Origin of the sequence: Flavobacterium pasteuri (assembly GCF_048286615.1) — a bacterium.
GTDB lineage: Bacteria > Bacteroidota > Bacteroidia > Flavobacteriales > Flavobacteriaceae > Flavobacterium.
In genome coordinates this window covers 392,173-415,566 of sequence record NZ_JBLVPN010000002.1, presented here as the reverse complement: position 1 = coordinate 415,566, position 23,394 = coordinate 392,173, and the positions used below count along the sequence as shown (strand labels likewise).

Here is a 23,394-nt window from a genome sequence, read left to right as displayed (position 1 = left end):
GTCCAATTTTATTATGTAAATTAAAGAAGAAGATGGATATCAAAAGAGTAGCAATAGACGCTGTGAATGAAACAATTGTAATGACTGTTGTTCACATGGATTACAAAGGACAAGTTGCAAAAAGAATAAACGAAAAAATGCCTTTGGCAACTGTTAAGGGATTTAGAAAAGGAGCGGTGCCTAAAGATCTTGTTGAAAAACAATACGGTAAAGCTATTAAACAAGAAGAAGTTCAGAAAGTTGTTGATTTGGCTCTAGAGCGTTTCGTACAATCTGAAAGATTAAACCTTCTTGGAACGCCACTTCCTAAAGTAAACGAAGATTTTTCTTGGGATGCTGAAGAATTGGTTTTTGAATATGAAATTGGATTGGTTCCAAACTTCACTTTAGACTTAGATGCTAAAAACGACATCGTAAAATATGTGGTTACTGCTGACGATAAATTAATCGACGGTCAAGTGGAAAGAATCCAAAAACAATTTGGAACTGCAATTCCTCAAGAGGTTGTTGGTGCAGATTCAGATGTAACAGGAACATTCACTAACGAAGAAAAAGGAATTAATAACGCTACCACTATTGCTGCTGATCTTTTCAAAGACAAAGCGACTTGGGATTTATTCACAGGTAAAAAAGTAGGTGATGTAGTGACTGTAAATACTAAAGGTTTATTTGAAGACGACCACCAATTGATGGACGTGATGAAAGTAAGTCATGATGACGTTCACGGTTTAGATGTTGATGTAAACTTCACAATCGAAGCAATCAACACTGCTGAATTAGCAGAATTGAACCAAGAATTGTTCGACAAATTGTTTGGAGCTGGAACTGTTTCTTCACTAGAAGAATTGAAAGCAAAAATCAAAGAAGATGCTGAAACTCAATTTGCACAACAAGCAGACCAAAAATTATTAGGTGATGTAACTGAGTTCTTAATCGAAAGCACAAAATTTGATTTACCAGCTGAATTCCTTAAAAAATGGTTGCAAACTGTTGGTGAGAAAAAATTGTCTCCTGAGGAAGCTGAAGTGGAATATGCACGTTCTGAAAAAGGATTGCGTTTTCAATTGATCGAAGGTAGAGCAATGGCTCAATCTGATATCAAAATCACTTTTGAAGACTTGAAAACATTCACTACAAAAAATATCCGTCAACAAATGGCGCAATTCGGGCAAACAAATCCTACTGACGAAGAAGTTCAAGGAATTGTAGCTAGAGTTTTGTCTAACCAAGACGAAGTGAAAAGACTTTCTGACCAAGTTGTTGCTGAGAAATTATTGGAATTGTTCAAAGAAAAAGCAAATCCTACTACTAAAGAAGTAACTTACGAAGAATTTATTGCTGCTTCTTACGGAGAATAAATTCTAGTCTTAAAATCAAATGTCATAAAGTCAAAAGTTGAAAAAAACGGAAAACAATTTCGTTAGTTGTTTCAAATTTTATGATTTGATTACAGATTGTAAACAATAAAAAATAGTTATATTTGAGCGTCAGAAAAAATATTTTTTGGCGCTCTTTTGTTTGAATTAATTTCAGGAGCTAATCCAGCTGTACGTTTCAAGTTTTTTCTTCCGTTTCTGTTTTTTAAATTCCTGCAAGAGCTTCTTCCAGTCGCTTTGCAAGAATAAAAAAACTAAAAAACGGAATTCAAAAAGCTTTTCTCTTCCATCTGGGCTAAAAAATAAGACATATTGACATCATTTATAAAGAGGTATGACCTTTGCATTAAATGGAATCACAAGATATAACGTAAAACTTAGAACAAAAAAATATGAACTACGGTAAAGAATTTAAAAAATTTGCTACAAAGGACCACGGCGTAAACTCTATGTATTACGATAAAATCGTAGGCGCAATGACTCCTAAAAACATGACTCCATATATCATTGAAGAACGTCAGTTGAATATTTCACAATTAGACGTTTTCTCCAGATTGATGATGGACAGAATTATTTTCCTTGGAACAGGAATTGACGACCAAATTGCAAACATCGTTCAAGCACAGTTATTGTTCCTTGAAAGCGCCGATGCTTCTAAGGACATTCAAATTTATTTGAATTCTCCAGGAGGAAGCGTTTACGCAGGATTGGGGATTTATGACACGATGCAATACATCAAACCAGATGTAGCAACGATTTGTACAGGAATGGCAGCTTCTATGGGAGCAGTGTTGTTATGTGCAGGTGCTGCAGGAAAACGTTCAGCTTTGCCACATTCAAGAGTAATGATTCACCAGCCATCAGGAGGAGCGCAAGGGGTTGCTACTGATATGGAAATCAACTTACGTGAAATGTTGAAACTGAAAGATGAATTATACAAAATTATCTCTCACCATTCTGGACAAACTTTTGATAAGGTTCATACTGATAGCGAACGTGATTATTGGATGATTGCTGAAGAAGCAAAAGCATACGGAATGATTGATGAGGTTTTAATAAGAGGATAAATTATTAGTCGAAAGTCAAAAGTCCGAAAGTCAAAAGCATAGCTGAGACTTTACGACTTTTGACTTTATGACATTAGACTAAAAGAATGGCAAAAGTAGTATTAGAGTGTTCGTTTTGTGGAAGAAAGAAGCCAGAAACCCAATTATTGATTGCTGGTATCAATGCACATATTTGTGATAAATGTATCGAACAAGCACACGGAATTGTTTTAGAAGAATTAAAATCCAGCGGAAGTTCAAAGCTGGTTGGAGATTTGATTTTGAAAAAACCAAAAGAAATCAGAGCGTTCTTGGATCAATATGTAATTGGACAGGACCAAACTAAAAAAGTAATGTCGGTTGCAGTTTACAATCACTACAAACGTTTGATGCAACAGCAATTAGACGATGAAGTTGAGATTGAAAAAAGTAACATCATCATGGTGGGACAAACAGGAACAGGAAAAACATTGGTGGCTAAAACCATTGCAAAAATGTTGGATGTCCCTTTAGCTATTGTTGATGCAACAGTACTTACAGAAGCAGGTTATGTAGGAGAAGATGTCGAAAGTATTTTGACGCGTCTTTTGCAAGCAGCTGATTATGATGTTGCCAAAGCAGAACGCGGAATTGTATTCATTGACGAAATAGATAAAATTGCACGTAAAAGTGACAATCCGTCTATTACGCGTGACGTTTCCGGTGAAGGGGTGCAACAAGCATTATTGAAATTATTGGAAGGAACTGTTGTGAATGTGCCACCAAAAGGAGGACGCAAGCACCCAGACCAAAAATTTGTTGAGGTCAATACTCAGAATATTTTGTTTATCGCCGGTGGTGCTTTTGATGGAATTGAAAGAATTATTTCGAAACGATTGAACCGTCAAGCCGTAGGGTATTCTACTTCAAAAAATGTGGATAATATTGACAAAGACAATTTGTTGCAATACATTATCCCAAAAGACATCAAAGATTTTGGATTGATTCCGGAGATTATAGGTCGTTTGCCAGTATTGACACACATGGATCCTTTAGACAGAGAAACCTTGCGTGCAATTTTGACACAGCCTAAAAATGCGTTAATCAAACAATACGAAAAATTATTTTTGATGGATGAAGTAACTTTTACCATCACTGACGAGGCCCTGGATTTTATTGTTGATAAAGCATTAGAGTATAAATTAGGCGCTCGTGGATTGCGTTCTTTATGTGAAGCTATCTTAACAGATGCGATGTATGAACTGCCAAGTTCTGATGATAAAACATTAGAAATTGATGTTGAATATGCTAAAGAAACGTTGAATAAAAATTTATTGAAACGTTTGGAGATTGCATCCTAAAAAATGCATTTTTCTTAAAAATACAAACCTGTTCATTCATTTGGACAGGTTTTTTTATAGGTAATTTAAACTATTTGTTATTGTTTAAAAAAAGGAACATTTTTTTTTTATATCAACGTCAGATTGACGATTTTTGTCCATTCTAAATCAAATAATTATAAAATGCAGGTACAAGACATAGAGGTTATTTTATTAAAAGTTTCTGGTCAGGATAAACCGGGGGTAACAGCTGGTTTAACATCCATCTTGGCGACTTACGATGCCATTATTTTAGATATTGGGCAAGCAGATATTCATGATACACTATCTTTAGGTATTTTATTTGAAATAAAAGCGGGGTCTTCTTCTGGACCTGTTTTAAAAGATTTATTGTTTAAAGCCTATGAATTGGGTGTGAAAGTAAAATTCATACTGATTTCTATTGCTGATTACGAAATTTGGGTAAAAGCACAACGCAAACAACGCTATATTATCAATATTTTGGGCGAAACATTAACGGCGGTACAATTGGCTGCTGTGACTAGGATTCTCTCCAACCAAAGTCTGAATATTGACGCTATCAAAAGATTAACCGGCAGGGTTTCTATTATCGATAAGGAAGAATTTCCTCGTTCTTGTATACAATTATCAGTTACGGGAACTATTGTAGATAAAACGTTTATGACGGCGAGTTTTATGGAAATTTCCAGAACGTTAGATGTAGATATTTCTTTTCAAGAGGATAATATGTATCGCAGAAACAGACGTTTAGTGTGTTTTGATATGGATTCGACGTTAATTCAAACCGAAGTAATTGATGAATTGGCTGAGTTAGCGGGTGTGGGTGAGCAAGTAAAAGCCATCACGGAAGCAGCGATGAATGGCGAAATTGATTTTAGCGAAAGCTTCAAACAACGTATGGCTTTGTTAGAAGGTTTGAGCGAGGACGTACTGCAAAACGTTGCTGAAAATCTGCCAATAACCAAAGGAGCGCATCGATTGATGAAAGCCTTGAAATATTACGGCTATAAAACGGCTATTTTATCTGGAGGATTTACCTTTTTTGGAAAATACCTGCAAAAAGAATTAGGGATTGATTACGTTCACGCTAATGAATTGGAAATTATAGACGGCAAATTGACGGGTAATTATCTTGGCGAAATTGTTGATGGTAAAAAGAAAGCAGAGTACCTTCAAGCCATTGCTGATAAAGAAGGAATACATATCAACCAGACCATTGCGGTGGGTGATGGTGCCAATGATTTACCTATGTTGAATTTAGCAGGATTAGGAATTGCTTTTCATGCCAAACCTACGGTAAAAGAAAAAGCAGAGAGTTCTATTTCCAGTTTAGGTCTCGACGGTGTTTTATACCTGTTAGGCTACCATGACAGGCATATAGATATGATGGAGGAGGAGTAAATATATAATTATAAAAAATAAAAAGGGCTGTGTCAGAATCATTTTGTTCAGCCTTTTTTATGCTTTAACGGTAAACACTTTTTCAGGTTTTTCAGGTGTTTGTTTTTCGGGAGATTTACAAATTCCCCTAGCACCACAACTCATTCTATGCGGTCCGCAGGAGCTCAAGAAAAAAAGTGTTATCAAGATGTAGAAGGTGTTTTTCATCGTATCATTTTTTATACGGCTTGAAACTGCATGCTTTTCAGTTGTTCTAAATAATCTCTTTGGTTTGAAAGTCTTGGGATTTTGTGTTGTCCACCTAATTTGTCTCTATCTTTTAACCAATCATAAAATAAATTTTTACGGGCTACATTTATCATTAGCGGGTTTAATGTCATGTTGTTGTAGCGTTTGGCTTCGTAATCCGAGTTTAAGGATTGTATGGATTCATCTAATGCTTTCTGGAATTGAGATACATCCGCTGGAGGGTTTTTAAATTCAATCATCCATTCATGAGCACCTTTTTCTTTGCCCTCCATAAATATGGGCGCAACGGTGTAATCAACCACTTCGGTTTGGGTCATTTTACACGCTTTGGCAATAGCCTGATCCGTGTTTTCGACCATTAATTCTTCGCCAAAAACATTAATGTGATGCTTGGTTCTTCCCGTAACCCGAATTCGGTATGGATTCAATGATGTAAAACGTACGGTGTCGCCTATCAAATAACGCCACAAACCAGAATTTGTGGTAATTATCAAAGCATAATTTTTAAACAATTCTACGTCTGCTAATCGAATAACTTTTTGTTCCGGTGTCCCAAAAGTATCCATTGGAATAAATTCATAGAAAATTCCGTAATCCAACATCAATAATAAATCACTGGAATTATTTAGATCCTGAATGGCAAAAAAGCCTTCAGAGGCATTGTATATTTCGTAGTATTTAAAATCTTTTTTCGGGAGTATTTTTTTGTACTGTTCTCGGTACGGTTCAAAATTTACTCCTCCATGAAAGTACACTTCTAAGTTTGGCCAAAGTTCGAATAGATTTCCTTTTCCGGTTTCTTCCAGCATTTTATTCATTAAAACCAACATCCAGGAAGGAACTCCAGCAAAACTGGTTACATTTTCATTTTTCGTTTCGTTTATAATCGCAGTAATTTTGGTTTCCCATTCGCTCATTAAAGAAATTTTGTTGCTTGGCGTACTGCTGAACTCCGCCCAAATAGGCATGTTTTCGATTAAAATTGCGGATAGATCTCCAAAGAACGTATTGTTGTCTTCATAGATTTGGGAACTTCCGCCAAGACGCAGACTTTTCCCAAGAAACAGCTCTGAATCTTCGTTGTTATTCAAATACAAACACAATAAATCCTTACTTCCTTTATAATGACAATCTTCCAAGGCTTCATTACTCACCGGAATAAATTTACTTTTGGCATTGGTAGTTCCGCTTGATTTGGCAAACCATTTTATAGGGGTTTCCCAAAAAACATTTTGTTCCCCTTTGCGGGTTCTTTCAATCAACGGCTGTAATTCTTCGTAGGTCGAAATAGGAATTCTTTCGGCAAAAGTCGCATAGGAATGTATCGAAGCATACTCATATTCTTTGCCTAATGCAGTGTTTTTTGATGACTGAATTAAATTCATAAGCAATTCTTCCTGAACCTCATTCGGGTATTTTAGGAAAAGTTCAATCTGATGGATTCTTTGTTTTAGAACCCAAGAGGCAAACGAATTGATTATGGTTAGAGGCATATAGATTTCAGATTGTTGATTAACGATTTTAAATTTCAGATTTTTTTCTATTGTAAAAAGGTTGAAATTTAAGATTTGAATATCGATTGACAAATACTAACTTTGTCAAAGCATCAAAAATAGTGTTTTTTTATAAAAAACAATTCTATATTATAGTAAAGATTTTAACTCAGAAATGGGTTTCTAATAATCGGAATTCTAAAATGGGTAGCGTTAATCTAAAATCATAAATCGTTAATCAACAATCTAAAATCGCAATGACTTACGAAGGTGTACTTACAAAAATGCAAACGGAATTTGGAAACCCAATTCAATATTACTTAGTTTTTGAGAATAGTTTTTTGAATGTGAATCAGTTGTTGAATAAAGAACTCGAAATCAATTTTGTGGGATACCAATGTTTGAATTGTGGCAAGAAGAAAAAAATATTCCGTCAGGGATTTTGTTATGATTGCTTCTATTCTAGTGCAGCTGTTGGCGATTGGATTATGAAACCGGAGTTGAGTACTGCTCATCTTGGGATTCAGGACAGGGATTTAGCATATGAAGAAAAAGTACAACTGCAACCGCACATTGTATATTTGGCTTTGTCAAGTGAAGTCAAAGTAGGAGTGACCAGAAAAACGCAGATGCCAACACGATGGATTGATCAGGGCGCAACCCAAGCCATTTCAATTGTGGAAGTTCCTAATCGCTATTTAGCAGGAATTACTGAGGTGGCATTGAAAAATCATTATGCCGATAAAACCAATTGGAGAAAAATGCTGACCAACAATGTGGAGCAAATTGACTTAATCGCAGAACGATTAAAAGTAGAGAATTTGATCCCAACAGAAGTTCAGGAATACTTTTATTCGCAGAAGAATGATTTGTACAAGATGCATTATCCCGTTTTACAGTATCCAACCAAAGTAAACAGTTTGAGCTTGGATAAAACACCGCAGTTTCAGGGAAAACTTACCGGAATAAAAGGGCAATATTTACTTTTTGAAGACGGAACGGTTTTTAATATACGTGGTTCAGAAGGCTATGTAGTGACAATTAATGTATAAGAAACACAGGTTTTTTAACCATTAAGGAATTAAGTTTCATTAAGATTTAGAGCTTAATTTTTCTTAATTCCTTAATGGTAAAATCTCAAAAGCAAATAGTTTCGTTGTTTAGATTCAAGTATAAAATTCAATAAAAAAGAGGAATCTCACTTGGTGAAATTCCTCTTTTTTGCTTCATAAAACGGTCTTAATTTACTTTTGTAGTATCTACTGCTTTCTTTTTCTTTTTAAATAAACCGTTGAGCAAATCGGCAGCTTTAGCTTTTACCTCTTCTTTTGTGGCTGGTTTAATAGGAGTCGCCGTTTTTGTAGTATCTCCAGGTTTCTTATTTTTATTAATGAAATCTGTCAAAGCCGAAGTTCCTTGTTTTACAAGCCTGTCTTTTTGTTGGTTTACTAATTGTGCAGTCAATTTAGTCACCGCACTATTGATGTCGGTTGTGATTTTTGGATTTGTAAAATTACCTACTAATACAGCATTTATAGGAAAGCTTTCTAATTTTGCAGCATCGGCAGCAGATAATTTTGCAATTAGCGCATTCGCTTCTGAACCTAGATATTTAGCCGGAACATCAAATTTTAAATTGTAATTCATGCTTTGGTCAAAACCGTGCGTTCCTCCAATAGTGGCTTTGATGTCTTTGTACTTAATATCAAATGGTTTTACATTTACTTTTCCATCTTTGAACGTAACCGCCGCTTTCAAATCATTCAAATTAATTTTACTTACATCAATAAATTTCAAGTTAGACCCTAATGCAGTCAGCAAAGTCGAATTAGTTGAGTTTACTGTCGTAGAAAGCAATTGTCCCAATAAATCTCCGGTAAGCGTTTTCAAGTCAGGAGTCAGTTCTGTTGCATCAAGATTTCCGTTCAATTTGATACTTGAATTTAATTTTCCGTTGATAATTCCGGCAATAGGCGCAATTTTTTTCAACATATCCAGTTGAGTGAAAGACTGTGCGATATCGACTTGATTTAATTTTAAATCCATATTAAAAACGGGCGTTTTTCCTTTTGTGGAAACAGCTCCATTCACTCCGATTGTCCCTCCGAAAATAGATGTTTTTACATTTTCTAAAGTTACTTTTTCGTCTTTCACGATTAGTTTCCCCGAAACATCTTTGAGAGTCAAATTGTCATATAAAACTGTAGTCGCTTTTGCGGTAAGCGTACAATTTAAGAAAGCAGGAATCTTCATTGCGTCTGCTTTTTTAGCACCAACTTTAGTGGTTTCACCTGTTGTCATAAAATCATCAACGGCTAATTGTTTAGAATTCATGTTGAAGTTTCCTTTCAATTCTTGGTTTCTAAAGATAAATCCGTAAAAATTCTCTAAAATTCCCGTTACACTAATGTCACTTTTTCCTGTAGTCGCGTTCATTTGTTTTAAATTGACCTGACTAGGATTAAATTGAACCAAAGCAGTGCTGATATTCATTGTTTTGCCGTTTTCATCCACATAGTTGAAACCAGATAAACTCATGGTTCCGGCATTATTTATATTTTGATACTGACTTTTCTCTACAGACGCCATATCAAATTTTGTAGTCACATCAGCCTTTAAAATTCCGGATAAGGGCTTGTCCAGCTTTATAGGATACGCTTTAGAAAGATTGGCTAAATTGATAGTTCCTTTTAAAGCCGCGTCAACTATTGCATTTTGAGTGATGTTTCGGATGTTTGCTTTAGCATTAAAAACATCTTGGTCAATTTTGAAAGAAAGCTTGTCTAAATTGACGTATGTATCATTTAGAATACCCGTTTCGTTGATGATTTTAGTATCAATAATGATATTTTGAACCGATTTTGGTAAATTAGGATATTGAAACGATGCGTTATTGGAAGCAATTTCAATATTGAATTTTGGCACTGTTGTATCAGAATACAAGCCTTTTGCAAAACCCGCAACGGTAAAATCACCGGTTGTTTTCACGTTGTCTAAACTTGAGGCATAGGCTGCTGGAATGATTCCTAAGAAATTTTTAAAAGACGAGGTTGGTGTTTTAAATTTCAAATCATATTGTTGGCCCGTTTCCACCATTTGAATAAAACCATCAAACTCCAGCGGCAATTGATTGATTAATGCTTTATTTTCTTTGAAGGTGTATTTGCTTTTTTCTAAATCGATTCCCAAAACTGCGTCCAGCGTCAAGGCGACATTATTCATGTAATTGACTTTGTCCATATTCAGTGATACTTTTGCAGTTGATTTGGTAACCAAATCTAATTTTTGTGCTGCAAAATCTCCGGTTCCTTCATGGTTTAGACTGTCGATTGCCATTTTTATTTTTGAACTTTCGTCAAAATAGCGAAACTTGAAATTCTCGATTTTATACTCTTGGATTTTTAATGATAACGGACTGCTTTTTCTATCGTCTTTGGCTTTGCCATCTTTCAATGCAATGTCGTAATTCCCGATTCCGTCTTTATTAAAAATGATATTGATTAATCCATTTTTCGAAGTGATTCCGTCAATAGACATCGCTTCCTCTTTACCTTTAAAAAGTTCTTTGATGGACATTTTTAAATTCAATTCACCTAATGAAATCAAAGTATCACCTTCAAAAGGAGCTTTGTTTATAATGACTAATTTTTCCAATGTTACATTCGCATTTGGAAAATTTTTGAATAAGCTTAAATCTGCTTCTGCAAAAGAGACTTTGGCATCTACTTTGGCATTAATGGCTTCAGAAATTTTAGCTTTTATTTGATCTTTAAATAGATAAGGCGCAGCAAATAAAGTCACGACGAGCAGGACAATCAGAACTCCAATGATTTTTAAAACTTTCTTTACCATAATTTAATTTCTTTAGATTCTATTAGTGTAACAAAAATAATGCCTTCTGTTCTTTTACAAAAATAGTATTTTTAGGACAGAGTGATTTTTTTGAGGTTTTTTATAAACAATAATTTAACTTTATAGTATAAAAAAATCCGTTTTAGCAATTTCTAAAACGGATTTTTTAATGGGTTATAAAAGTTTTAATGAATATTAATTTCAAAAGGCATTAAGGCTTGAACTCCTTTTTGTGCTTGCAATTTTTTTATTTGTTGCATAATTCTAAAGTTTTCTTCTCCTATTTCCTCTTTTATAAAATCTTCTTTAGATTTTGCAAAAGGAAGATTAGCTAAAAGATCGTCGAAGTTTTTCTCGTATTCCGGGTAATTTTGGGTACTGTAGCTTTTTATTTTTGCCAATGAAGCCGCTTTTGCAATAGCATCATCTAAGCCTCCAATTTTATCTACAAGTCCAATTTTCAATGCTTCGGAACCGGTCCAAACTCTTCCTTGTGCAATCGCATCTACTTGTGCAAATGTCATTTTGCGACCTTGTGCTACATGTGTAACAAATGTTTTGTAAATGTGTTCCACACCTTCTAAGGTAACTGCTTTGAAATTTTCATCGATTGGAACAAAAGGACTGTAATTTGCTGAGTTTTGATGTGTTTTAACTTGCTCGGTATGAATTCCAATTTTAGTGGCCAATGGTGTGAAATTAGGTAATATTCCAAAAACACCGATAGAACCCGTGATTGTGTTTTCTTCGGCAAAAATGGTGTTGGCGTTACACGCAATGTAATACCCACCAGAAGCCGCATAATTACCCATAGAGACAACTACTGGTTTTACTTTTTTAGTCAATTCAATTTCTCTCCAAATTAAATCTGATGTCAAAGCACTTCCACCCGGACTGTCAATGCGGAGTACAATGGCTTTTACATTTTTGTTTTTTCGAGCCTCCTGTAACGAGCGACGCATAGAACCTTCGCCAATGACATTCACATCGCCTTCACCGCCCATAATTTCTCCTTGAGCATAAATAATAGCGATTTCGTCATTGCTGTCAAGATTTTGGGAAGTAGTAGCAATTTTTTGAGCATAATCTACAACAGATATTTTATTGTAGTCTTCGTCATTGGCTACTTTAAGTGCTTTTCGGATGGCATTGTGATACACATCTTCATAGGCAATAATGTCAATTAATTTTTGTGATTTTGCCATTTCTGGAGTTCGAGCAAGAAGTCCATTGGCAATTTCATTCAATTTAGCTACAGATATATTTCGGCTTTTAGAAATGTCAGCAGTAATGGAATTCCAAACTGAATTTAATAATGCAGTAGTTTGTTCTCTATTAGCATCGCTCATTTTATTTTCTAAAAATGGCTCAACAGCACTTTTGTATTTTCCGTGACGGATTACTTCCATTTTTAACCCTGATTTTTCCTGAAAATCTTTAAAGAACATAAGTTCAGCAGAAAGACCTTTGAAATCCATGTCTCCAACAGGATTTAAGTAAATTGGGCTTGCAACAGAATTTAGGTAATATTCTTTTTGTGAATACGAATTAGCATAAGCCATGACAAATTTTCCTGATTTTTTAAAGCTTTCTAAAGCATCTCTAATTGCCTTGCTTTGTGCCATTCCCAGTGAGGAATTATTATTTAGTATAGAAATACCTTCAATGTCGGCATCTGTTTTTGCTACTTCAATGGCGCTGATAATGTCTGACAAACCTATTTTTTTGTTTTCTGAAAAAATCGTTACCCAAGGATCTTTATATTTTCCTGCATAATCGTTACTGATGTCTTCCAAATTCAATTCAATAACAGAATTATTTTTCACCGTAACGCCTTCAGATTCACCACCAAAAATAGCTCCGATGAGGATGATTCCAAAAAAGAACAACATGAAAAAAACAAAAATACCTATAATGGTTGCCAATACATTTCCTAAAAATCTCATAATTATATTTTTTTAATATGTCGTAAAAAAGATAGAAATGTTACAAACAATTGTTTCGTATTTCCAAGTTTAATTATCAACACAGGATGCAAATATATTGCTAATTCTAAAATTCTTTTAGTTAATTTGCACCTTATTATGAAATCACAACATCAGGTCATTTTATCTATAGGCAGTAATCAAGGCAATCGTTTGGAAAATATCGAGCGTTGCTTGGAGTTGATACATCAAGAAATAGGTACTGTAATCAAAGTTTCCAGCTTATATGAAACACCAGCCTGGGGTTTTGAAAGTGATGCTTTTTATAATTGCGCTTTGGTTTTGCATACTTTTTCCTCTGCTCATAAAATTCTGACTCAGGTTTTAAAAATCGAAAAACGACTGGGTCGTTTGCGAAGCAAAACTCAAGAATACCAATCACGTTCGATTGATATTGATTTGATTGCTTTTGATTCAGAAATTATTACTACCGAAAAACTGCAGATTCCACATTCTTTGATGCAAAACAGAAATTTTGTTTTGTTGCCTATTCAAGATTTGAATTTAGATTGGGAACATCCCATTCTTCAAAAAAATATTTCAGAATTATTGGCAATATCGCCAGATGACAGTGTTTGTAAAGTCGTTCGGGATTTAGTTAACCCTTTGCAGAATATTTCTTTGGAGCAATTTAATTATGTTGCTTTTGAAGGGAATATCGGAGCGGGAAAAACCACTTTGGCCATGAAGATTTCTGAGGATTTTAATGCAAAAACAGTATTGGAGCGTTTTGCGGATAATCCTTTTTTACCCAAATTTTATAAAGATCAAAACCGATATGCATTTCCTCTTGAAATGTCTTTTCTTGCGGATAGATACCAACAATTATCAGATGATTTAGCACAATTTGATTTGTTTAAAGATTTTCTGGTTGCTGATTATCATATTTTTAAATCTTTGATTTTTGCAAAAATCACACTGGCTGAAGATGAATATCGATTGTACCGCAATCTCTTTGATATCATTTACAGGGAAATGCCCAAACCGGATTTGTACATTTATTTGTATCAAAATTCAGAAAGGCTTTTGCAAAATATTAAAAAACGCGGCAGAAGCTACGAACAAAAAATCCCAGCGGAATATTTAGATAAAATCAATAGCGGTTATCTCGATTATATTAAGTCACAAACTGATTTGAATGTTCTCATCATTGATGTTTCTGATAAGGATTTCGTAAAAAATCAAGAAGATTATATCTATATTTTAGATGAAATACAGAAGAAGATTAATCCATAAATAGGCTACTGTTTTGAGCTTTTAAATTAATGCTCTTTATCTTTTTAGAGAAAAATGTCCTTTCATTACAGGTCTAGTGTTGTCAATTTTTAAGACATACCAATAATCGGAAGCAGGTAATAGATCTTTATTAAAAGTTCCGTCCCAAAATTGATTGGTAGTACTTAATGTAGTTATCAATTTTCCATATCGATCAAAAATAGTTACTTCTGCCTCAGGATAATTAATCAATCCTTTTACTTCCCATACGTCATTATAAGAGTCGTTGTTTGGCGTGAAAAACTGTGGGACTATTAGTACAATGAAATTTTGTGTATCATAACTGCACAGATCGATTTCTCTAACGTAAGCAGTTTGTAATCCTGCAAGTGAATTTAGAAAAACATTTGACAATTGATAGTTTATTCCATCTGTTGAATATTCATAATAGATGTCAGGATTTTTTAAAATTATGGTTACTGTAGTTTCATCAACAGATATTGATTCTATTACAGGAGCCGGATTTTCTATTACGGTTATTGTTTTTCTGACGGTACAACTTTCGGGTGCTGTACGTGTTATATCTACAGTATATGTTCCGGCTTTAGAAATTTCGATTGTTTGATTTTTTTCTCCGGTTGACCATAAATAGGTCATTCCTGTTTCTGAAATTTTGGCGTCGATGGTTAGTTTTTTTGAATGACAAATAACTAATTTTTCGTCTGGAATGGTTGGGAGTTTATATACAACCACTTCCACAGGAACTCTAGTTCCTGTGGTGCAATTTTTATTTATGGCTTCTACATAGAATGTTGTGTTTGTAGTAATATCTCTTGTTATACTTGTTCCTACCGCTATTAGATTATTTCCAGTTAATTCGCTATACCAATATATTGTTCCTTCTGTTGTTTTTGCGTCAAGAATTATGCTTCCTGGTCCGCATAAAGTGAATCTCGAATTAGTTGTTGTTACTATAGGGGTATTGTAGATAGTAGCAGTAACGGGAGTTCTTGTAGAATATTTTTCACAAAGCCCATATTCTGTGTCAATATAATAAGTTGTACTTTTTGAAATAATGGGTGTTGTAAAATTAGGACCTGTAGCTAAAGGGACTAACTCTGTCTCATTTTCAAACCAATTAATTGTGCCTAAATTTGAGGTTGCCTGTAAAGTTAAACTTCCTGGTCCACAGGTAGCTGATTCTGTTGTGCTTGTGATTTGCGGGATTGTAATTGAGGTACTAGTTGCTATATGTATTTCGGGATCATTTGGCATTCCTCCGTATTCTACTATAAATCCGTTGGCTTGTTGGGAACCTCCAAATGATTCGCCATTGTAATTTATATCATTCCAAGATCCTTGAGTTCCTTTGCTATTATTGTCTATTATAATTGCATAATCTTCATCTACTCTGAATAAATTATAGATGTTATCAGGTTCATAATAAGGAATTCCATTATACCAGTTGGTACTGCTCCTGTTCCAATTTGCATAGTTGGTTGTTGAACCAATGCCATTTGGATTTGATGCATAAACGCCAGGTGCAGGAGTGGATTCTAAATTGTAAAAAAAAGTAGTTCCTTTTTCTGGGCCCGTCATCCATTTCCAAACACCTTCTTCCGCTGTATCAGATCCTCCAATCCATCCTGTTCCCGTTTGTTGAGTAGCTGCAATTTGGTTTTCATCTGCTGATAAAATGGTTACTAAATAACCTTTTAATCCGTGATAAGTTTTTGCATTAGCCAAGTCATTTGCTAGTCCCCAATCAATTCCTGAATTTGGAGCAATTCCAATACTTGGTACAAACTCATAAAAATGTTGGTTCGATGCTAAGTAACTGAGTTTATCTGTACTAATCGAAAAGGTTCTGTTTCCTGTTGGTAGGTTTGATGAATTTGTATAAACAATGTCTTTTATTGCTTTTACAAAATCAACATAAGTTACAGGAATACCTGGTGTTGAACTTGTGAGTGTCAGTCTACCAGTAGCTAAATCCCAGTTAGGGTTTATTGTGGGATGAGAGCCATTGAGTGTCAACAAGTCTTGAGAATAGTTATATCCACTAGAAATTTGAATATAGATTGCATCTGTGCTTATGTCGTCTGGATCAGTAATTGTAATATCAGTAACAATATTCATGGAAGCATGTGGGCAATATACTTGATCTCCTGTAGCTGTAATTATTGGAAGAATAGTATTAGTTGACGAGGTTTTAATTTCTTTTAATAAAGGAAATGATCTGTGATTAATTTTGTTATTTGTACATGAAATAGTAACTTTTCCTGAAGAGCGAATACTATTAGTTGAGTGTACAATTTTACAACTCAAAAGTAGCACTACGAGTATTAATCTAAAAAAGTATAGTGTTTTCATTTTGTAAAAGTGATGATTTTAATAACAATGTTATCTGAATACTTAATTTAAATAAACATTTTAAAATTTATCTTTTTAAAGAAAAATGTCCTTTTATTACAGGTCTTGTATTGTCAATTTTCAAGACATACCAATAATCAGAAGCAGGCATCAGATTTTTATTGAATATTCCATTCCATGATTGGTTGGTTGCACTTAGTTTAGTTATCAATTTTCCATACCGATCAAAAATGGTTACTTCTGCTTCAGGATAATTAATTAATCCTTTTATTTCCCATACGTCATTATAAGAGTCGTTGTTTGGGGTAAAGAATTTCGGAGCAATTAATACTACAAATGTTTTGCTATCTGCACCACAGGAATTAACTTCTCTTGCATACGCCGTTTGCAAGCCGCTGGGTACATTGAAAAACACGTTCGAACTTTGATAGTTGATTCCGTCAACAGAATATTCAAAATAGTCCTCGGATTTTAATAAATAAATCACGACTGTAGTTCCGTTTACGTCAACGCGGTCTATTTCAGGAATATTGTGCTCTATAACAGTAATTTTTTTTCTGCTGGTACAATTTTCAGGTGTAGGACTTGTTATATCAACGGTATAAATACCAGAAGTAGAAACGGTAATTGTTTCGGTCGTTTCTCCTGTTGACCATAGATACCTCATATTAGGAATTTGTGCATCAAGAGTAAGAGTGCTGGATTTGCATAATGTTAATTCTTGATCCGTAACAACTGGTGGGGTATAAATAGTAACCTCAACCGAAACTCTGTTCCCATTACTGCATCCGTTGTTTGTAGCTTCAGCGTAATAGATTGAATTTTTTGTAACATTGAGTACAGTGAGGCTTGTTCCAGTTCCTATGATTGTGCTACTAGTTGGACTAGAATACCAGTTTATGTTTCCAGCCGAAGCTGTTGCTTCTAGTGTTACAGTTCCAGCTCCACATCTGGAAACAGGAGAATTGGTAGTTGTTATAGTAGGAATTGTGTATATGGTAGCAGTAACTGCTGTTCTCGACGTTGTGCATCCTGCATCAACATAATAGGTTGTTGTGACTGTTAAAAATGGCGTTGTATAAGTGTTTCCAGTTGCTAATAAAGTTCCAGCATTTGCGGCATCATACCAGTTTACGGTTCCGTTAGAAGCGGTTGCTTGAAGTGTTACGGTGCCTGAATCACATCTTGATGCTGGAGTTGTTCCTGTTATTTGTAATATTGTTATGGTCGTGCTAGTTGCAATTTCAAGTGTTGGGTCTCCAGGCATTCCCCCATATTCTACAATATATCCTTTGGGTTGGTAGTTTCCAGTTGGATCGCCATTCACTTGTAAATCATTCCATGATCCTGGTGTTCCAATTCCTGGGGCGGTTATGTGTGCATAGTGTTCTATGCCGTTGCTGTTGTTGGGTTCATTAGTGTTCCAAAAAGCAAAATTAGGGCTTGAGCCATTTACAGCTCCATTCCAAAAAACAGTACCGTTTTCTGGACCTGTTACCCATTTCCATACACCTTCTGTTTCGGCATCACTGCCTCCAATCCATCCGGCACCAGTAGCTTGTTCTCCAGATATTTTTGCTTCATCGGCTGCGGTGATTGTGGCTAAGTAGCCTTGTAGTCCGTAATAAGTACTTGCTTCTGCTGCTGTTTTGGCTGCTGTCCAGTTAATCCCAAGGTTTGGAAAATATTGATAATAATGTCCGTTTCTAGGCAAATAATTTGCTTGTCCTACGGTGATTGAGAAATTTCGAATCCCTGACGGAGAAGTGGATGAATTGCTAAATTCAATGTCTTTTATTGCTTTTACAAAGTCGCTGTATAAAACATCTGCTCCGGTTGGGCTGGATAATTTTAATTTTCCTGAGGGAGCATCCCAACTAGAAATAATTGTTGGGTGTAACGTAGGGTTGGCTAATTGGATTAAATCCTGCCCGTTTACATAACCCGAAGAAATCTGAATGTAAATAGCCTCTGTGCCTGTATCTGTAATGTCAGAGTTAGTGATGCTTACATCGGTTACTATTTTCAATGAAGTTCCGGGGCAGTAGCTTTGATTTCCTGTTGCTGTAATTCGTGGAGCATTGTCTGCAATATATAATGGAGTTGGACTTGTAATAAAATTAAGAGATGATGGATTTATCGGACCTTTTGAGATTATGGCAGTATTTTTCTTTATCGAATAAAATGAAGTGGCGGAACATTCAGCCATTGGAACGAGCGATAAAAAAGCTAAAGATAATTTCAAAAAGTTATATATTCTCATATGATAAAAGTATTACTTAATTCTTAATTTTATTAAAAAATCATTTTGGCCAGTTCAGTTTTTGAAATAAATCCCAAACTACAATTCCTGCGCTCACGGATATATTCAAAGAATGTTTGGTGCCTAATTGTGGGATTTCAATACAACCATCGCATAACGCAACTGCTTCTTGTGAAACACCATATACTTCGTTTCCAAAAACTAAAGCATATTTTTCTCCCTTTTGAACTTCAAAATTTTGAAGAAAAACGGCGCTTTCTACCTGTTCTATGGCAAGCGTCATTACACTTTCGGCTTTTAATTTTTCAATAACGGCAAGAACATTTTCGTGATGTTCCCAAGTTACCGTTTCGGTTGCGCCAAGTGCAGTTTTGTGAATTTCTTTGTTTGGTGGAGTGGCGGTAATACCACATAAATATATTTTTTCAATTAGAAACGCATCTGCTGTTCTAAATACGGAGCCAATATTATGCAAACTACGGATGTCATCCAATACTAAAATAAGCGGTGTTTTTTCAGATTGTTTAAATGCTTCAATAGATTTTCGATCCAGTTCGCTGTTTTCTAGCTTTCTCATATTTTATAAATTATTCAAAAAAAAAGCTTCCGAAGTTAATGGAAGCTTTTTTTGTGTATTGAGTTAAAATTTAGCTTTTTGAAGATTCAGCGGCTAAAACATTTCCTTTTATTGTAAGTGTTTTGTTGGGAACAACAGCATTAGTTGTTAATGTTACTGTTTTAGTAAATGCTTGGCCACCTCTTGAAGTGTCATATTTTACTCCAATAACTCCTTTTGCTCCTGGAGCAATTGGCTCTTTAGGATAAGTAGGAACTGTACAACCACATGATCCTTGTGCATTAGTAATGATTAAAGGTTTGTTGCCGTTATTTGTGAAAACAAATTCGCGTTTACCATCAGAGTTGTAGGCAACAGTACCATAGTCGATAGTTTCAGTTACAAAAACCATTCCTGCGCCATTTACTTTTGTAGCAGCAACTTTAGCAGTAGTTGCTTTCAGTTTTTTTGATGTTTCTTGTGCAGTAGAAGTTGCAACTCCTAAAACAACTAGCATAGCTAAGGTAATTATTTTTTTCATATCTGTTTCAATTTAAAAGTATTTACAAATCTAAATAAAAAATAGAAATTATGCTTTAAATCTTTCTTAAAATAGTTTAATTTTTTGAACTCCTTATTTATTTGTTTTAAAATATATAAATTCGCTGATATTTTTTCATTTTTTAAACATAAACACAATTGGCATCTAAAGATAAAGTAGTTAAGGAAACTCCGTTAATGAAGCAATACAATGAGATAAAAAGAAAGTATCCTGATGCATGTCTTTTATTTCGTGTCGGGGATTTTTATGAGACATTTGGGGAAGACGCAGTTCGTGCTTCAAAAATATTAGGAATTGTCCTAACGAAGCGTGGAGCAGGTTCTGAAACTGAAACTGCTCTGGCAGGTTTTCCGCATCATTCCTTGAATACCTATTTACCTAAATTAGTCAAAGCAGGACTTCGTGTAGCAATTTGTGACCAGCTCGAAGATCCAAAAATGACTAAGACTATTGTAAAACGCGGTGTTACAGAACTTGTAACTCCTGGTGTTTCCATGAACGATGAGGTTTTACAATCAAAAACGAATAATTTTTTAGCGTCCATTTTTTTTGCTAATAAATCCATAGGAATTTCATTTTTGGATGTTTCTACAGGAGAGTTTTTAACGGCGCAAGGCAATGCAGAATATATTGATAAACTGTTGCAAAATTTTAATCCAAGTGAGGTTCTAATTCCAAAAAATAATAAAAATGATTTCCGTGAAATTTTCGGAGATGATTACCATAGTTTTTACTTAGAAGATTGGATTTACAAAGAAGACTACGCATTCGAAACCTTAACCAAGCATTTTCAAACGGTTTCCTTAAAAGGATTTGGAATCGAAGAATTGAAAGAAGGAATTATTGCTTCCGGAGCCATTTTGTATTATTTATCCGAAACGCAGCATAATAAAGTGCAACATATAACAGCGATTCAGCGTATTGCTGAGGACGCTTATGTCTGGATGGACCGTTTTACCATTCGTAATCTGGAATTGTACCACAGTTATAATCCAAACGCGGTGACGCTTCTCGATGTTATTGATAAAACGCTTTCGCCAATGGGTGGTCGTTTGTTAAAAAGGTGGTTGGCGCTTCCTTTGAAAGACAGTGCTAAAATAAAAAGTCGTCACCAAGTGGTTTCTTATTTAAAAGATAATCAAGATGTTTTAAAGAATATTCAGAATCAAATCAAGCAAATTTCTGATTTGGAGCGTTTGATTTCAAAAATTGCTGCCGGAAAAGTATCGCCTAGGGAGGTAGTTTATTTGAAAGAATCATTGGATGCCATTATTCCAATAAAAACTTTGGCGTTAGAAAGTCCGCAAGAAGCCGTAAAAGTAATTGGTGACAGTTTGCACAGTTGCGAATTGTTGCGCGAAAAAATCAAAACCGTTTTAAATCAAGATGCGCCTGTGGCTATTGCCAAAGGAAATGCCATTGCCAAAGGAATCAATGCAGAATTAGATGAGTTGCGTGCAATATCAACTTCTGGAAAAGAATTTTTGGAAGGAATTGAAAAGCGAGAATCACAATTAACGGGAATTTCTTCGTTGAAAATTTCCTTTAATAATGTTTTTGGCTATTACATCGAAGTTAGGAATATGCATAAGGATAAAGTTCCTGCGGAATGGATTCGAAAACAAACTTTGGTTAATGCGGAGCGTTATATTACGGAGGAATTAAAAGAATATGAAACAAAAATTCTTGGTGCCGAAGAGAAAATTCATAAAATCGAAGTAGAGTTATTCGAACAATTGGTGAGCTGGATTGCCACGTATATCAAGCCGGTCCAAATGAATGCCAGTCTGGTGGCGCAACTCGATTGTTTGTGTTCTTTTACGCAATTGGCTATCGAAAACAAGTATGTTTGTCCTGATCTTGACGAAACATTCGAACTGGAAATCAAAAACGGAAGGCATCCTGTTATCGAAAAACAATTGCCGGTTGGAATGCCTTATATTGCCAATGATGTTTTCTTGGATAGAGAAACACAGCAATTGATTATGATTACAGGTCCAAATATGTCTGGAAAGTCAGCTATTTTGCGTCAAACAGCGCTGATTGTACTGTTGTCTCAAATGGGGAGTTTTGTACCTGCAGACAGCGTAAGAATGGGAATTGTAGATAAAATATTCACCAGAGTAGGAGCGAGCGATAATATTTCGATGGGAGAATCTACTTTTATGGTCGAAATGAATGAAACGGCTTCTATCTTGAATAATATTTCCGACAGAAGTTTAGTGCTTTTGGATGAAATTGGAAGAGGGACGAGCACCTATGACGGAATTTCCATAGCTTGGGCAATTGCGGAATTTTTGCATGAGCATCCTTCACAACCCAAAACCTTGTTTGCAACGCATTACCATGAGCTGAATGAAATGAGTGAATCATTGTCTAGAATTCAGAATTATAATGTGGCTGTCAAAGAATTGAAAGATACCGTACTTTTTATTCGAAAATTAGTAAAAGGAGGAAGTGCGCATAGTTTTGGAATACATGTGGCAAAAATGGCCGGAATGCCTCAAATTGTAATTTTGAAAGCGCAGAAGCTTTTAAAGAAATTAGAAAAGAATCATTCCAGCGATGCACTGAACGGAATTAAAGCTGCTAAGGACGAAATGCAAATGAGTTTCTTTAATCTGGATGATCCTCTATTGGAAGAAATCAAAGAAGAGATTATTAGTCTGGATATAAATACCATAACACCTATGGAAGCGCTCATGAAATTGAATGAAATTAAAAGAATGTTGACTAGAAAATAATTTATTTTATTTTAAAGTTTAGGTTATCAGAACATTAACTTTTATCTGTAATTTTTTTATAAAAAAGGCTTGTGTAATTCAATAAATGTCCTAAATTTGCATCCGCAATACAGAACAAGTATCGCGGTTCTTTCTAAGAATTGAAAATGCGAAAATAGCTCAGTTGGTAGAGCGCGACCTTGCCAAGGTCGAGGTCGCGGGTTCGAGCCCCGTTTTTCGCTCCACACCACATAATGCTCGGATGGTGAAATTGGTAGACACGCTGGACTTAAAATCCAGTGAACAGCAATGTTCGTGCGGGTTCAAGTCCCGCTCTGAGTACTAAACCGCTTCAATTGAAGCGGTTTTTTTGTTTTATGGTTTTTCATAAAACTAAATCTGTTGGAACTAATATCAACCCCTTCTTTTTTGTGATTTATAATTTGAATTTTTGTTATTTTAATAAACTATGGGGGCTTTTGTAATTAGTAAAAGATATAACGACGAATATAAATTTGTTTTTACTTCCAGAAAAGGGAAAGTTGTTTTTACGAGTTTAAGTTATGAGCTCAAGTTTGAGTGCGAAGAAGATATTGAAAAGTTTAAAGCGACAATTGAAACCGCTGACTTTTTAAAATTTAAATCTTCCGGCGGGAAGTTTTATTTTAAATTAATGCTGGAAGGAAATCATTTTGCAACAAGTAGAAAATATACCACTTCGTTACGTCTCCAAAAAGGAATCGATGAAATTGTTCGATATGGATCAAATTCAGAGGTGTTGGATTTTTCTGGAAATGATTTTATTTTTTCGGATTAAAGGTTTTTGAATTAATGGGTAAATAAAAAAGAGAGTCGTGAAATTTAAATTTCACGACTCTCTTTTTTATTTGTACTTCTCTTGTTGAAGGATTGGAAATGTTACAAATTAAAAAAGCCATCTCGCATAGCGGATGGCTTTAA

16 protein-coding genes and 2 tRNA genes are annotated in these 23,394 nt (G+C 34.9%); 10 read left to right on the top strand and 8 right to left on the bottom strand.

The annotated features are described in order from the left end of the window. The first annotated feature begins 32 nt into the window (after positions 1–32). The 4 genes from ACNQF6_RS04475 to serB all read left to right on the top strand — a co-directional run bounded on the left by ACNQF6_RS04475 (position 33) and on the right by serB (position 5,163). Positions 33–1,358: a trigger factor gene (locus ACNQF6_RS04475; RefSeq protein ID WP_417963629.1), complete on the top strand. Its 1,326-nt coding sequence runs from the start codon at positions 33–35 to the stop codon at positions 1,356–1,358. 410 nt (positions 1,359–1,768) lie between these two features. After that, complete coding sequence (clpP, locus tag ACNQF6_RS04470; RefSeq protein ID WP_073351820.1) at positions 1,769–2,443, top strand: ATP-dependent Clp endopeptidase proteolytic subunit ClpP; 675 nt, start codon at positions 1,769–1,771, stop codon at positions 2,441–2,443. A gap of 86 nt (positions 2,444–2,529) precedes the next feature. Continuing rightward, positions 2,530–3,762, top strand: coding sequence for an ATP-dependent Clp protease ATP-binding subunit ClpX (clpX, locus tag ACNQF6_RS04465; protein WP_282742287.1), 1,233 nt, complete (start codon positions 2,530–2,532; stop codon positions 3,760–3,762). Positions 3,763–3,924: 162 nt separating this feature from the next. Then, positions 3,925–5,163 (top strand): phosphoserine phosphatase SerB, encoded by a 1,239-nt coding sequence (gene serB / locus ACNQF6_RS04460; protein ID WP_417963627.1) that lies wholly within the window; start codon positions 3,925–3,927, stop codon positions 5,161–5,163. A gap of 57 nt (positions 5,164–5,220) precedes the next feature. Here serB and ACNQF6_RS04455 read toward each other — a convergent pair whose 3' ends face one another. Together ACNQF6_RS04455 and ACNQF6_RS04450 are read right to left on the bottom strand one after the other, a co-directional pair. Next, positions 5,221–5,370 carry a hypothetical protein gene (locus tag ACNQF6_RS04455; protein WP_417963625.1) on the bottom strand — a complete coding sequence of 50 codons (150 nt, stop codon included), beginning with the start codon at positions 5,368–5,370 and terminating at the stop codon, positions 5,221–5,223. An 11-nt stretch (positions 5,371–5,381) separates the two neighbouring features. Next, a complete protein-coding gene (locus ACNQF6_RS04450) occupies positions 5,382–6,905 on the bottom strand; it encodes a GH3 auxin-responsive promoter family protein (RefSeq protein ID WP_417963623.1) in 1,524 nt (507 codons plus the stop codon). 257 nt (positions 6,906–7,162) lie between these two features. Here ACNQF6_RS04450 and ACNQF6_RS04445 point away from each other — a divergent pair, with 257 nt between their 5' ends. Further along, positions 7,163–7,957 (top strand): DUF2797 domain-containing protein, encoded by a 795-nt coding sequence (locus ACNQF6_RS04445; RefSeq protein WP_417963621.1) that lies wholly within the window; start codon positions 7,163–7,165, stop codon positions 7,955–7,957. Between the two features lie 187 nt (positions 7,958–8,144). On the opposite strand, the gene ACNQF6_RS04440 is transcribed toward ACNQF6_RS04445, so the two are convergent. Together ACNQF6_RS04440 and sppA are read right to left on the bottom strand one after the other, a co-directional pair. Continuing rightward, positions 8,145–10,757, bottom strand: a complete 2,613-nt coding sequence (locus ACNQF6_RS04440) for an AsmA-like C-terminal region-containing protein (RefSeq protein ID WP_417963619.1) — start codon at positions 10,755–10,757, stop codon at positions 8,145–8,147. A 185-nt stretch (positions 10,758–10,942) separates the two neighbouring features. After that, positions 10,943–12,703, bottom strand: a complete 1,761-nt coding sequence (gene sppA, locus ACNQF6_RS04435) for a signal peptide peptidase SppA (RefSeq protein WP_417963617.1) — start codon at positions 12,701–12,703, stop codon at positions 10,943–10,945. 138 nt (positions 12,704–12,841) lie between these two features. Here sppA and folK point away from each other — a divergent pair, with 138 nt between their 5' ends. After that, complete coding sequence (gene folK, locus ACNQF6_RS04430; RefSeq protein WP_417963616.1) at positions 12,842–13,978, top strand: 2-amino-4-hydroxy-6-hydroxymethyldihydropteridine diphosphokinase; 1,137 nt, start codon at positions 12,842–12,844, stop codon at positions 13,976–13,978. A 36-nt stretch (positions 13,979–14,014) separates the two neighbouring features. Here the strand turns inward: folK and ACNQF6_RS04425 are convergent, their stop codons facing one another. The 4 genes from ACNQF6_RS04425 to ACNQF6_RS04410 all read right to left on the bottom strand — a co-directional run bounded on the left by ACNQF6_RS04425 (position 14,015) and on the right by ACNQF6_RS04410 (position 19,690). After that, on the bottom strand, positions 14,015–16,330 hold the full coding sequence (locus ACNQF6_RS04425) for a T9SS type B sorting domain-containing protein (RefSeq protein WP_417963614.1): 2,316 nt from the start codon (positions 16,328–16,330) through the stop codon (positions 14,015–14,017). Positions 16,331–16,397: 67 nt separating this feature from the next. Beyond that, on the bottom strand, positions 16,398–18,593 hold the full coding sequence (locus ACNQF6_RS04420) for a T9SS type B sorting domain-containing protein (protein ID WP_417963612.1): 2,196 nt from the start codon (positions 18,591–18,593) through the stop codon (positions 16,398–16,400). Positions 18,594–18,633: 40 nt separating this feature from the next. Further along, positions 18,634–19,170: an RNA methyltransferase gene (locus tag ACNQF6_RS04415; RefSeq protein WP_417963610.1), complete on the bottom strand. Its 537-nt coding sequence runs from the start codon at positions 19,168–19,170 to the stop codon at positions 18,634–18,636. A 70-nt stretch (positions 19,171–19,240) separates the two neighbouring features. Next, entirely contained in the window at positions 19,241–19,690 is a 450-nt protein-coding gene (locus tag ACNQF6_RS04410; RefSeq protein WP_417963608.1) for a DUF1573 domain-containing protein, read from the bottom strand. A 158-nt stretch (positions 19,691–19,848) separates the two neighbouring features. Here ACNQF6_RS04410 and mutS point away from each other — a divergent pair, with 158 nt between their 5' ends. The 4 genes from mutS (at position 19,849) to ACNQF6_RS04390 (ending at position 23,251) form a co-directional block, all read left to right on the top strand. Continuing rightward, positions 19,849–22,455 (top strand): DNA mismatch repair protein MutS, encoded by a 2,607-nt coding sequence (gene mutS, locus ACNQF6_RS04405; RefSeq protein WP_417963606.1) that lies wholly within the window; start codon positions 19,849–19,851, stop codon positions 22,453–22,455. A gap of 148 nt (positions 22,456–22,603) precedes the next feature. After that, positions 22,604–22,679: transfer RNA gene (locus ACNQF6_RS04400), tRNA-Gly, on the top strand. A gap of 11 nt (positions 22,680–22,690) precedes the next feature. Next, a tRNA-Leu gene (locus ACNQF6_RS04395) sits at positions 22,691–22,776 on the top strand. A gap of 127 nt (positions 22,777–22,903) precedes the next feature. Beyond that, positions 22,904–23,251, top strand: a complete 348-nt coding sequence (locus tag ACNQF6_RS04390; protein ID WP_099714385.1) for a DUF1508 domain-containing protein — start codon at positions 22,904–22,906, stop codon at positions 23,249–23,251. Positions 23,252–23,394 lie beyond the last annotated feature (143 nt).